Source organism: Brevibacterium marinum (assembly GCF_011927955.1).
GTDB classification, from domain to species: Bacteria; Actinomycetota; Actinomycetes; order Actinomycetales; family Brevibacteriaceae; genus Brevibacterium; species Brevibacterium marinum.
On record NZ_JAATJN010000001.1, the window covers coordinates 1649978 to 1662911 of the forward strand.

Genomic DNA, 12934 nt, shown 5'->3' on the forward strand with positions numbered 1-12934 from the left:
GGGGCCTTTCGAAATCGGAGGCGAGCTTGTCGAGTCTTCCTCGCAAAGCATGCCACCCAACATGGTACCGGCAAAACCCGAGAGACGACCCTGCGGGAGGCTCGCCGAGCAGTAAGAATCAGAACCGGTGGTGAGCCTCCGAGACAGACGCTTCGGTTACTCGTGCGGATGCGACTACTCACCCGGGGAGACTGATTGAGCAGATTCGCAGGCGGTGGTGCCGACGGACCATTGATGAAGGAACGTGACCTGCTGCGGCATGGTTGAAAAGGAAGAATATGGCCGGTGCCCGCGGCAGCGTCGGCTGGAGCGGCGATATCTGTTACAAGACGGCAGAAGAGCGCACCCAAGTGTTCAGCCCCGAGGACTGCAAACACGATTGACAGCTCGATACGGGACAGTGCCCGATACGGGACATCAGGAGAAGAAGTTGAAATCTTCACGATGCTGCATCGGCAGTGACGAAATACGAGGGCGCTCGTAGTCAGCTGTCTGTATTCAGTGGGCTCATCTGGAGTTCGATATTCCTTCACGTGGGAGGTGGTGCGGACACAAGGCACATGTTGTCGGTTCGGTGCTGTTATGCTGTCTAAATTACGAAACGGTGAACAACGCGCTACAAACAGGTAAGCGCGCATGACGAGGGGCATTGTGACAGTAGAACTAAGAATAGTCGACATCACGTGGGAGCGAGTGAACCTCAGCTTCGTTGTCGAATGTCCAGACGAAGAGGTCGACGCGTTCTACCTGACCTCGAATGCGAACCCCGGCGAGAAACTCTATCCGGTCGGTTTCGAGCAAGTTGCGCCGGGTCACTACCACTTGAATATCAATGTCACTCGATTCAACCGTCGTGGCCAAGTTCCCAACGGTACCTACTTCTTAGTGGCGCTGTCTGGCGAAGAGATGCATTTCGGCAACTTCCCTCTCGCTCGAGTCCGAGAGCTGGACGACAAATCGCGTGCATTCGTCTATAACAAGAACCGGTCAGCTTATACTGTGACGTTCGGAATCTCGGACGATGATGAAGCTCCCTACTTCCTGATGCGTACCTATTCGTTCGGCCGGTCAGCGGGCAAGCCATCATCTCGCCGCGCTCGGTTGAAGTCCAAGGCTCGTTCGAAATGGACGAAAACAAAGAGAAAGGCGTTGCGCACAGTCTTTGCGGTCGCGGCGAGGACCCGTCCTGAAAAAGGGAACAACGTGCTGTTCGCTTCCGAAGCGAGACCGAACATGCAGGGAAACCTCAAAGCCGTCCATGACAGAATGCTTGAGCGAGGCCTCGACAAGGATTTCAACTTCGGCTACTCCTTCAGAACCGGCAGGACCAGTTCTCGACAGAATGCGCTGAATCTGGCCTGGCAGATGGGCAAAGCCAATACCGTTTTGATCGACGACTACTTCGCCGTTCTCAAAGATCTTGGTGACAGGAACACCCAAAAGATCGTTCAACTGTGGCACGCCGGCAGCGGGTTCAAATCCGTTGGGTACAGCCGATTCGGGCAGTACGGGTCGCCGAATCTTCGCAACGCCCACCGTTTGTACTCATTTGCCATAAGTGGGTCACAACATCTGCGTGATGTCTACAGTGAAGCATTCGGCATCGAGCGAGAGGCCATCCTAGCCACAGGCTTGCCCCGAATCGATGGATTTCTGCGTGAAGGACGTGCTGAAGAGGTGCGTACTGAATTCGAGGAATCGTTCCCAGACGCCGCGGGGAAGAGGAAGATCCTTCTGGCTCCGACTTTCCGTGGCCGAGGGTCGGGCGATGCGCATTACGACTATGACGAGATTGACTTCCCCACACTGTACGAGGCGTGTGGGGAAGACACTGTCGTACTTTTCCGCCAACATCATTTCATTCCTGAACCGGCGCCAATCCCTGACGAGTTCCGCGATCGACTCATTGACGTAGCTGCTTGCCCGGACACCAACGATCTGCTGTTGATTTCCGACGTTCTCATCACTGACTATTCATCGGTCATCTACGAATACTCGTTGCTTGAAAGACCCATGATCTTCTTTGCCTACGATCTCGAAACATACTCAGCAACGCGTGGGATGCACAGGGCGTACGAAGATGCGGCTCCCGGCAGCATCGCCACTACATTCGACGATCTGGTTGAACTTATTCGTGAACCCAATCTGAGCGTTGAGAAGACGAAGCAGTTTGTCCGTGAGAACTTCGACTACGTCGATACCAGCAATTCGGACCGTGTCATCGATTCGCTGATCCTTGCGGACCCGGTCGTCGAACACGCGCCTTCTGGCCCCCTTCGATACGAGGACCTGATCGAGGGTGACCTCGAAGAGGACCCGTCCAGCGACGACGAAGAGGGACTGGGGCACACGGACGAAGAGCACAGCTCGGAAACATCGGTCGATGATGAGAACTCAGTAGACACTGCAGAAGAAGAGAACGAGGAGAACGTATGGCAAACATCGCAATAGTCTTTGCTGGAGGAGTCGGCGCCAGAATGGCGCACAGTTCTCGCCCGAAGCAGTTTCTCGAGATCCACGGGCGCCCGGTTATCGTCCACACACTCGACATATTCCAGCAGCATCCAGAGATTGATGCAATCGCCGTTGCTATTCTTCCGCAGTTTCGTGATCAGCTTGAAAGACTGATCAAGCGATACGAACTGGACAAGGTCTCGTGGATCGTTGACGGAGGGTCGACTGGGCAAGAATCTCGGCACAATGCTCTGAAGGTCGTCGCCGAAAACAACGACGATCCGAACAGCCTGGTACTCATCCACGACGGAGTTCGTCCGCTCATTGACGCAGAACTCGTGTCTCGCAATATCGAGAGTGCACTCGAACATGGATCTGCCGTCACGTGCACCAAAATGACAGAGACCGTGGTTGTCGAAGATGGAGCCGGGATCAAAGACGTCATCCCACGTGACCCTCTGTGGACCGCACAAGCACCGCAGACCTTCCGCCTCAAGGATGCGCTTGCCGGGTACGATCGTGCAGTAGCAGAAGGAGAGCACGACTCAATCGACACGTGCACGCTTATGCACGGATTTGGCTATGACGTTCACCGTGTTGAGGGACCGCGTACGAATATCAAGATCACTACGGCCTCCGACTACTACGTATGCAGGACGTTTCTCACCCTGATCGAGGATCGGGAGGCCTTCGGTGGGAATTGATGAGGTTCGGGCTACCGAAGTCAGTGCAGCTGACGACATCGTCCTTTTCGACTCGCCCGTCTTCGCTGAAGACGTCGCGCGAATAGCTGCGGCTGAACTGCCGTGGGAGAAGTTCCGCGGGGCTGAGATCTTGGTTACCGGTGCCTCGGGCATGATTCCGATGTATATACTCGGCGCGTTGCTTGCGGCGAACGACGCCCACGATCTCGGTATGCGAGTGTCGGGGATGGTGCGCAGCCCGGAGAAGGCGAGAGCCCGGTTGGGGAGTGCCCTCGAACGGTCTGATTTCACACTCGTCGAGGCTGATGTCGTCGAGGTCCAGGAATTCGACCGTCAGTATTCGACGGTATTTCACGGGGCGTCACCTGCACGACCGACTCTGCATAAGAGCTCGCCGGTCACAACGCTTAAAGCCAATGCTCTGGGGACGATCAATCTCCTCGACGCATTGGTCGCTGTCGAGGGCGATTCCTTCGTGCTCCTGTCATCGTCCGAGGTCTACGGTGCCGTTACAGATACCGATCTGATCCGGGAAGACGATCAGGGCACTCTTCAGCACTTCGCGCCTCGTGCTAGCTATTCCGAAGGCAAGCGGATGGCAGAAACTGCGCTCGCTGCATATGCCGATGAGTTCGGAATTCGCGCTCTCAGTCTCCGCTTCGGCCATATCTACGGTCCCGGGATGGCTCTCGACGACGGGAGAGTTCAGGCGGACTTCCTCGCAGATGTCGTTCGCGATCGAAATATCCGTATGATGAGTGCTGGAGCGCCTACCAGAACATATACATATGTCGCTGATGCTGTGCTGGGCCTCTTCTATGCATACCTTCGAGGCGAGAACCAGGTGTACAACGTGGCAGATCCAAATGGGAACGTGAGCATTCGCGAACTCGCCGAGACCTTTGCAGCGGCTCGGCCCGAAAAGCAGCTCGCGCTCGAGTTCGTCAACCCGGAGGACGCACGATCCTTCTCTCCTGTGGCATCTCTCGGCCTCGACTCACGCCGACTCTCTTCGGATGGTTGGAGAGCGGAGACGTCGCTGTCCGAAGGAGTGTCCAGAACGGTGCGATCCTTCGAGGACGGCCCTCTCATACAGGGCTGAGCACGCGAGATAAGCGATAGAACCAACCGAATATTTCCGGCGTCATCCGCCGCCACGATGAGGAGACCTGAACCATCATGAGCCCCCTTCGCATACTGTTGTTGACGAACCGAGATTCGGACAACGTCGGTGATCAGATCATCGAGGCGACTGTCATCTCTATCGTCAAGGGCGTGATGAAGAATCTCGGCTTCGCTTCTGATGACTTCACCATCTCCAGCCGTGCAGCAGGGATCATCTCAAAAAGGTATATGAAGTCGAAAGACCCTGAGCTGCTTACGCCGGCGCGGGAAGCGATCTCCAAAGCTGATCTGCTCATCTTCGGGGGAGCCCCGCTCTTCAACTATGCGTATCAGAACTTCTATCTGCGGACGATCTACACACTCGAGCTTGCCCAGGAATACGGAGTTCCGGTCCTGTTCTCGAGCATCGGAGTCGAAAAGTTCGATGCCGACAACAAGAAGAGTCGTGCGCTCAAGAAAGCACTGTCATTGCCCGTCGTCCGACAGATCACTACGCGTGACGACATCGATTCGCTGCGTCTCTACGCCGAAGATACCGACGTTCCAGTCGCCCACGTCGCAGATCCGGCGGTTTTGGCGGATATCGTCTACCGCAAGAAGCCTGAACCGGCGCCCGCACCTAAGCCCGCTCCCAAGCCCCCGCCGTCGGTACCATTGAGAGCCAAGCGCAAACTCAAGCGCATTACCCGTCGGATCCTCGGCCAGACGACCAACAGAACCACCGCGGCGCCGAAGTCGACTCCGGCACCTGTTGTCAGCACGAAGGGACCGGTGCACCCCGTCACTGAAAGCCAGAAGCCAACGAAGAAGCGTATCGGCCTAGTTGTCACCCGTGCAGGTATCTTTGCCGATAATGGGATCGACTTCAGCGAGGACGATCAGCGTCGTTTCTGGCTCGAGACAATAACGGAACTCGAGGATCGTGGTCTCGATTACCGCGTATTTACCACTGGGCACTTCTCCGATGAGGTGTTCCTTGACAGCCTCGTGAAGAACTTCGGGGTACCTGGTGGAAAGGTCGCCGTGACAGTGAATTCGCCGGACGAGCTCATCCGCGAACTGCGTGGGTGTGACGGCGTCATCGCATATCGCCTGCACGCTTCGATCACTTCCTTTGCTCTTGGCGTACCATCCATTGGATTGTCCTGGAACTTCAAGGTGCCCTACTTCTATGAGTCCGTCGGCTACGGTCACCGTGCCCTCGACCATCAGCGCTGGACCGCCGCCGAGGTGGTTCCCGCGCTCGAAAAGGCACTGGCTGAAGGTGTTGAGAAGGACTATGACTTCTTGAAGTCTGTTTACGACACTCTGTTCACAGGTGTCAGGGGTGCGCTGGCACCTGAAAGTGATGCCAAACCGTATTCGTTCGACGAACTCTGGGAGGGCTTGCCCAGACAGGTTGCGACAGGTCCGAAGGGATACCGCGACAAGGTCAACCGCAAGTTGCGTCGAACCTATGAGAACTACCAGAAGCTTTCCGACGCGGTGCAGTCTGAAGCGTGACTGACAAATTCGACGAAGAAGGGCGATGCTTTGGCAACGACTGAGATACTCCTGCTGACCAACCGGGATTCGGACAACCTCGGGGACCAGATCATCGAGGCATCGGTGATCAGTCTGCTCAAAGCGGCCACCGACAATCTCGGCTTGGCAGCGGACGAGGTGAAGATCCGGAGCCGAGCAGCAAGTCTCATCAGCCGCAAGTACATGAGCACTCGAGATGAGTCTCTTCTTGAACCGGCTAGGCGGGCAATCTCGCGCGCTGACGTCATCGTCTTCGGGGGAGCGCCTCTCTTCAATTACCGCTATCAGAGTTTCTATCTTCGTACGATTCGGACCCTGGAGTTGGCCGCCGAGTATGAGGTCCCGGTACTCTTTTCGAGTGTTGGAGTCGAACCTTACTCGTCCACGGATCCCAAGTCGCAACAGCTAAAACAGGCACTTGAACTCCCTGTGGTCCGACAGATTACGACCCGCGACGATATCGAATCAACTAGGCGCTATGTGGAAGCCACTGATACTCCCACCGCGCTTGTTGCGGACCCCGCCGTGTTCGCTGATTCGGTCTTCGACATCGAGCCCAAGACCAGAGCCACCTCGGACGCGTCAACCGGACGCTGCATCGGGCTTGCGGTTACTCGTGCCGGGATCTTCAAAGACAACGGAATCGAATTCAACGAGGCCGATCAACGAAAGTTCTGGCTGGACATCATCGCCGAGCTCGAAGCACGTGGAGACGATTACCGTATCTTCACCACCGGTCATTTCTCAGATGAGATGTTCCTAGATTCTCTTGTCCGCTATCACGGTGTATCTAACAAGAAGGCCGCCGTGACGCTCAATGCTCCAGAAGAGCTGATCAGCGAATTGAACAGTTGTGATGGAATCATCGCATACCGTTTGCATGCGAGCATCACTTCCTTCGCATTGGGAGTTCCGTCGATTGGACTCTCATGGAACTTCAAAGTTCCAGACTTCTACCGTTCGGTGGGATATCCCCAACGTGCTCTGTCAGCCGAGGAGTGGGAATCAGCGACGGTCATCGCAGCCCTGGACGCTGCAATGGAAGAAGGGGTCTCCAAAGACGCTGATACACTCATGTCGGTCTATCGCACGCTCTTCGAAGGGCTTCGAGAGATCCTCATTAGGGAATCCGAGGCGACCGCGTATACTCTCGAAAGGCTCCGCGAACGGCTTCCCCGCTACACCGGAACCACACGGAAGCAGTATCAGGAAAAGATGCGTCGGAAGCTGCGACGATCCTACGAGTATTATCAGCAGCGGATCAGCATGGATGTCTCCAAGGTGCCGAGTGTGACAAGGAGTCGTTCGCGAATGAAGCGGTTCGGGGATCGACTCAAATCCGTTCTAAAACGCTGAGATGCGATTCTGATCGTCGAATAGATTATGGGACTTCCAGCCCGGTTCCGGAACTACCACAGTTGAGATCGACGGCGCGCGGACGGTGCCAGCTCAGAAGTCTTACTATGTGACGCTCATGTAAGGCCGGGCCAATGTTACTACTTGCCGTGTCGGGCGTCTGAAATGCGCAACCAGGCCCTGATAGGCAATAGGCGTTGGAGCTTGCGAACCGACCTTTCTGCTGAGATTGCGCGTGTTTTGGCGGACTTCAAGCTGCCTTCTAAGCGGGATATCCTTCGCTCTTGCTTAGTTTCCAAAGTTGACATTCTTCGTTCCAGCTTTGACAGAGCCGCGGTTGAATTCTTCGCCTTCTTGCGGCTTTCATACGCCGCGATCATTTCACGCAGGGTAGTCGCTATATCAGTTTGACCCTGCTTTTCGGCGAAATCTAGATTCTCTTTTACGAAGGAGAGGCTGTTGTTACTTGTGATCGGAAGATTCCGAATAGCTGCGGTTGTAACTTCGGACTCGAATGTCTGAAATTCGGGAAGAGCGCCGCTGAGCGATAGAGCAATCATCGTACGAACGCACTTATCACAGACCCCGCAATTGTACTTGCCCGTATTCTGCCAGCAGACTCGTAGGTGACGCTTGGCCGCGGGGTAGGTAGTGAGCCGACGAGTCTTTTCGACACGCGTCGATCCGGCTCCGTCATGCACAATTGACAGGCGGTTGCTTGACCATAAGTGGTCCAAAAGCGGATGCGACCCCCAAGCAAAGGTGTCCGTGTAAGTGTGCGAAGCGGGGATCATCTGGGTTCCGAACTGACCGCTGAGCAGGTGGCCCACTGATGATAGAGCAGCGCCGTGCGTAAGAGTGGGCCATTTGCCAGCAAGGTTCAAAAACCTGCGGACATTGGTTGATATCTCAATGAGCTGTTTTCCCGTCATCGCGGCGACATCGCGAAGATGCTCGGATGTCACCTCACGGATGTCAGTTCTAGCAAGGGCGATATCAAACCCATGGACGTACACGAGAGCGTCGACAGCGGCTTCGTTCCGGATCAGAGTGTCAAAGGAATCGACCCCGCCCGTGAAGCATGACACCGTCTTGTCTAGCAGCGGGGACTTGTCCTCGGAGCGTGAAGGCACCGCAATTTCGGCAGGCACTAGTTGTTTCGGGTACCAGCTGATCAATATGTCTTGCGCGGCTTGCGAGCCGTAGAGAAGCCGCTTCGATACGGGCTGCTCCATCTGCAACGAACCATCGCTGCCAATGGCAAGGATGAGTCCGATGATGAAAAAAGCATCAACTGCAGCGTCTTCATCAGTCATTGAGCCGGCAGGGAGCTGGTACCAGGCTTCTCCTTCGGCTCCGGGCATGGTGATCTGTGCCGAGACGAGTACTCCATCGTCGTTGTCTCGGACTTCCACCGATCTGATGTTAACCATCTTTGCCTCTCGTCAAACTGTCAATGCCGACCACGCGCCACTGACAAAGTAGTGTCAAGGGAGTTTAACCCAAGATTGTCTGGGAAGTAGTGATTGCAGGATGTTCGGCATGGCTGTTCTGCAGTAAGCGTGAGAGAGCGACCCGCACGCCCGAGCCAGCCCGGGACGTTCGCCTAGCTCGACGTCCTTCGCGGGGTGGGGGCTGCGGTGGATTATGATCTTGACAGCTCCTCAGGGACCGAGATTTCAATTGTATTGTCGGCAGAATCGTGCAACGTTATTGAGTATCGGCCACTTTTTGCAATCGATCGCGGAACGATCAAGGACACGCCGTTGTTTTTGTGCCTGACTACCTTGACATGGGTGACCTTCCCGTTTGTCTCCGAGTGCGCCTGCGCTCGGGATAGATCGCTGTGGACTTGGTTCAGTTCGATGATTTCGCTTCTGCCTACGATGAATCGTCCCACTGGCATTGGTTGCAAGTTGTGAACCTTGTCCAAGTGGACAGCGGTCGGCCCGACGTCAATGGCAAAGTTGCCTCGAGCAGTGAAGAATGCGACTGCGGACGTGGGGTTTCCGAGCAATACAGGGCGCGAATCAATTGCACTGGCTTTCAGATTGCCGAAATTCTCTCTGAATGTCAGCGAGTCCCAGCTGGCGTCGACGAACGTATCCCACGTCGAGGGCTCCTGGAGCTCACTGACATCCAGGGATATTCGGAATCGCGATCGTATTCCGAATGTACCAGTATGTGTCCGTGTGACATCGAGGCTGAGGGGGACCGCGATCCCGGACTTGCGGTGCTTCAGAATTAGCTGCGCTGAATCAGGTGGTTCAAGTGCGCCGTCGATTCCGACTTCGCCAGAAATTTCGACGGTGTTGGATCTGAACCTGATCATTTCCAGGTGAACTCTCGGGGCGGTGTTAAGTTCCGCTATAGCTCCTCCCTCCTTGGGGACATAGATGAATTGCGAACTTTCTCGGTCGAAACAGACTGGGACGTGACCTTTGCCTCGGAGTAATTCGCTGACGACTTCAATCTCGTCTAAGTCGTTTCTTACTATGAGGTCAACCAGGACTTGCGACGCTGCGGAGCCATACATTCTGATTCTTGAATTCCATACATCGATGATCTGTCTCCGGTACAGCGACAACATCTCCTCACGCTCCGCGCGTCCGTGAGCGGGGAGCATCTTTCTGCCGAAGACTGCTATGGTTCCGGCTTTGCCGATGATCGGGCGTCTGAGGAGCACATCGCGACGGATGCCTGGCTTAGAGGTTGCGCGGATAGGTGGGGAGTGTGCGTATCCTGCACCCGGCGTGTCGTAACAGACTGACACGGAGAAGCGTCAGCTTCGATGGAAGTGCAAACATCACAATCGAAGACATAAGGACAGCTTCCCCGTGCCAGCACTTCCATCTTCAGTCATCGACCCTCTCTGGAGCCAATTCAAAACTCTTCTGCCCACGATCAACGACGACCACCCCCTCGGATGCCACCGGCGACGAGTTGCCGATCGGATCGTCTTCGACAAGCTCGTCACCCGACTCGTCCTCGGCGGTGCCTACACCAAACATGCTGACGGCTTGGTCTCAGCTACAACGTTGCGATGCCGCCGCGATGAATGGATCGCCCACGGTGTGTTCGCTCGCCTGGAGCAGATCGTGCTCGAGGCCTTCGATCAAGTCATCGGCCTGGACCTGACTCACCTGAGCGTTGATGGCTGCTGTGTGAAGGCTCCCTGCGGTGGTGACAACACCGGACCGAACCCGACCGATCGTGGCAAGTCCGGACAGAAACGGTCCGTGCTCGTCGAAGGCCACGGCCTGCCGATCGGAGTTGTTCTGGCGGGTGCGAATCGCCACGATTCCCCGTTGCTGCGGCCGACCGTGGAGTGTCTGTCCCGGTTCGGGTTCTTCCTGCCCGAGCGCATTCGGATCGATCTTGATTCCGGATACGATTCGCAGGTCACCCGGAACCTGTTGTCGGAGTTCGGATGCGAATGGAGGATCTCTCCCAAGGGGGCTTTTATCGAGATCAACCACACCCGGCGGTGGACGATCGAGCGGACGAATTCCTGGCATACTCGCGGGTTCAGGCTCTTGCACGTGGTGCTCGATCGTGTTGATCGAGTCCAACACGCGTGGGCGAGTCTGGCGAATGCCGTCATTGTCCTCAAGCGGTTGCTGCAGATGTCATGGACTCAGTGTCGGTGGACTACCAGGCCCGTCAAGCGCTATGACTGGAGATGACTCCCTATCCGCGCAACCTCTTAGTGTTCTCTAGAATCGTGGAAATGAGCGTCATGATTCGGTCAAGGTGCTTTCGCGGGGATTGTCCAGCACTTGTCACGTTGGTTCCGTCGCCACGTTGTCGGACCCAGTAGAAGACCTTGTCTGCAAGGATTGATACATGAGGACTATGCAGAAATGCTTTCAGCGTGAACGGTTGGTCCTCACCGATTGGGAACCCCAAAGGAAACCGAATTTCATGGTCTTCAATGATCGAATGGCGGAACAACTTCAAAGCGCTCAATGTCGAATTGGCTTTCGACTCGATGAAATCGACAGCGTAACTGTTCTTGGCGAATGGTTTGGACGGAATCTGGCGGGTGAGCTTTCCTTCTCCGAACAGCCCTAATTTGCAGAGCACGACGCCCGATCCGGTTGCATCTGCGGTCTGCGACAGCCGCTTCAACGTGTCTCGGTCGAGCTTGTCATCAGCGTCAAGAAAGAAGAGGTATCTGCCGGATGCTGCTTCCAAGCCTCGATTCCTGGGTGCGGCAGCAGAGCCACTGTTCGGGATCGTGAAAACACGTAGATCGTTCCTGCCTCGCGCCAAATCATTGAGGATTGAGAGGGACTTGTCTGTAGACCCATCATCGACGGCAACTATTTCGTAGTGGCCACGGCCGATCGTCTGTTGACGGACAGAGGCGATGGTCGCCTCGATGAATTCTTCACAGTTGTATACCGGGATGATGACACTGACGTCGATGCGGCCGGGTGGATCGGTGGTGTCTAGTGCGTTGGTGGGCATTGGGGTCTCCACAGTGATGTTGCGATTTTATAGACATCTGTTTTTGACCCTTAATTATACCGCCCGTAGTCGCAGGCTGAGGAAGCGTCCTGTTGGGCTGGGCAATTTGAGGAAGGGCGCTTCTTCAAGAGACCGCGACGAAGCCCCCATGGGGCAAACGGGGTCGTACCAGTCTATCGGCGCTCCACCGCCACCATCACGAAAAACTACCCAAAACCTAAGTAAGTATTGCCAATATCGCAACACATGTGCAGAATGTAGTGGTGGTTGAAACGAGCGAAGACGCAGGCAAGAGTCAGGAGTCCCTGGTGAACCGTGTCCGCGAGGCCATCAGGACCGCCGAAATCAACCACAGCGAAGTCGCTCGCAACATCGGAATCGAACCGAGCAAACTCTCCAAATCTCTGGCCGGAACACGCAACTTTCGGGTCGAGGAGATCTCCGGGATCGCCTCGTTGACCAACGTCAGCACCGACTGGTTGACGACCGGGCGGACGGTCCGGCCACCTCGGCGGAAGATGGTTCCCAGCTCTCCTGCTGAAGGCTCGAACGACCAGAACCTGGCGGGGCACCCCAGCCAAGAGGAGACTTCCTTCGGGGCGGAAGGCCCGGTACCGGCCGCTCCAGGGCACGACCAGTCTCCGTCGCGAAGTGCGAACTGGGTGCCCAAGGGCAAACGCAATCAGCGCAGGATCATCGCCGCAGCCTGGGAACTCTATGCCGACCGGGGCATCGACAACGTGCGCACCGAAGACGTCGCCACCGCATGCGACCTGAGCGCCTCGACGATCAACTATCACTTCCGGACGAAGGCCCAGCTGCTGCAGGCGGCACTGCGCTACACCCTGGACATCCTCTCCTCCACGCGCGGTCTCATCGACCCCGACGATCCTCTGAGCACCCTGCGGCAGTTCGCGCAGGTCCACGCCGGAGTCGATGACAAGATCCGCCGGGTCTGGTCCATCTGGGTCCAGAGCTGGTCACGGGCCGCGGTGGATGAGACCGCCAGAGCCAACCTGACCGATGTCTACGCCGAATGGTTCGATCTGTTCGCCTCCGTCGTCCTCGCCGGCCAGCGAGCCGGAACCATCCGTGCCGGTGACACCATCCTCATGGCCAAGGGACTGAGCATCTTCATCGACGGCCTCGGCGTCGCTCGCAGCACGGGGCAGATGGGCGTCACCGACGATGAGGCAAGGCAGATGCTCGACGACTACCTCACCGCCCACATCATCGCCGATCCGCAGGAGCGAACCACAACCCACACGATGCTCTGACGAGCGTACGACCCGGACCGC

The 12934-nt window shown here is 56.3% G+C and carries 10 protein-coding genes; 7 read left to right on the plus strand and 3 right to left on the minus strand.

Features of this window, described 5'->3' with window-relative positions; genetic code table 11:
* Positions 1–693 precede the first annotated feature (693 nt).
* From BKA07_RS07245 to BKA07_RS07265, 5 genes are all read left to right on the plus strand, one after another.
* Positions 694–2451, plus strand: coding sequence for a CDP-glycerol glycerophosphotransferase family protein (locus BKA07_RS07245; protein WP_342449010.1), 1758 nt, complete (start codon positions 694–696; stop codon positions 2449–2451).
* Complete coding sequence (locus BKA07_RS07250; protein WP_167950307.1) at positions 2433–3158, plus strand: IspD/TarI family cytidylyltransferase; 726 nt, start codon at positions 2433–2435, stop codon at positions 3156–3158. Before BKA07_RS07245 ends, BKA07_RS07250 begins: the two co-directional genes overlap by 19 nt.
* On the plus strand, positions 3148–4260 hold the full coding sequence (locus BKA07_RS07255) for an NAD-dependent epimerase/dehydratase family protein (RefSeq protein WP_167950308.1): 1113 nt from the start codon (positions 3148–3150) through the stop codon (positions 4258–4260). Before BKA07_RS07250 ends, BKA07_RS07255 begins: the two co-directional genes overlap by 11 nt.
* A 77-nt stretch (positions 4261–4337) precedes the next feature.
* Complete coding sequence (locus tag BKA07_RS07260) at positions 4338–5786, plus strand: polysaccharide pyruvyl transferase family protein (RefSeq protein ID WP_167950309.1); 1449 nt, start codon at positions 4338–4340, stop codon at positions 5784–5786.
* Positions 5787–5816: 30 nt separating this feature from the next.
* Positions 5817–7163, plus strand: coding sequence for a polysaccharide pyruvyl transferase family protein (locus BKA07_RS07265; RefSeq protein ID WP_167950310.1), 1347 nt, complete (start codon positions 5817–5819; stop codon positions 7161–7163).
* A gap of 140 nt (positions 7164–7303) precedes the next feature.
* Here the strand turns inward: BKA07_RS07265 and BKA07_RS07270 are convergent, their stop codons facing one another.
* Positions 7304–8578, minus strand: a complete 1275-nt coding sequence (locus tag BKA07_RS07270) for a tropomyosin (RefSeq protein ID WP_167950311.1) — start codon at positions 8576–8578, stop codon at positions 7304–7306.
* Positions 8579–8808: 230 nt separating this feature from the next.
* On the minus strand, positions 8809–9849 hold the full coding sequence (locus BKA07_RS07275; RefSeq protein ID WP_167950312.1) for a hypothetical protein: 1041 nt from the start codon (positions 9847–9849) through the stop codon (positions 8809–8811).
* 151 nt (positions 9850–10000) lie between these two features.
* On the opposite strand from BKA07_RS07275, the gene BKA07_RS07280 reads away from it, so the two are divergent.
* Entirely contained in the window at positions 10001–10849 is an 849-nt protein-coding gene (locus BKA07_RS07280; RefSeq protein ID WP_167950313.1) for an IS5 family transposase, read from the plus strand.
* Between the two features lie 4 nt (positions 10850–10853).
* On the opposite strand, the gene BKA07_RS07285 is transcribed toward BKA07_RS07280, so the two are convergent.
* Entirely contained in the window at positions 10854–11636 is a 783-nt protein-coding gene (locus tag BKA07_RS07285) for a glycosyltransferase family 2 protein (protein ID WP_167950314.1), read from the minus strand.
* A 263-nt stretch (positions 11637–11899) separates the two neighbouring features.
* Between BKA07_RS07285 and BKA07_RS07290 the strand changes: the two genes are divergently transcribed.
* Positions 11900–12913 carry a TetR family transcriptional regulator gene (locus BKA07_RS07290; protein ID WP_342449011.1) on the plus strand — a complete coding sequence of 338 codons (1014 nt, stop codon included), beginning with the start codon at positions 11900–11902 and terminating at the stop codon, positions 12911–12913.
* Positions 12914–12934: the final 21 nt, after the last annotated feature.

Coding starts and splice junctions, on each gene's coding strand:
- BKA07_RS07260 (WP_167950309.1), top strand. CDS start 4,338: ATGAGCCCCCTTCGCATACTGTTGTTGACGAACCGAGATTCGGACAAC.
- BKA07_RS07250 (WP_167950307.1), top strand. CDS start 2,433: ATGGCAAACATCGCAATAGTCTTTGCTGGAGGAGTCGGCGCCAGAATG.
- BKA07_RS07285 (WP_167950314.1), bottom strand. CDS start 11,636: ATGCCCACCAACGCACTAGACACCACCGATCCACCCGGCCGCATCGAC.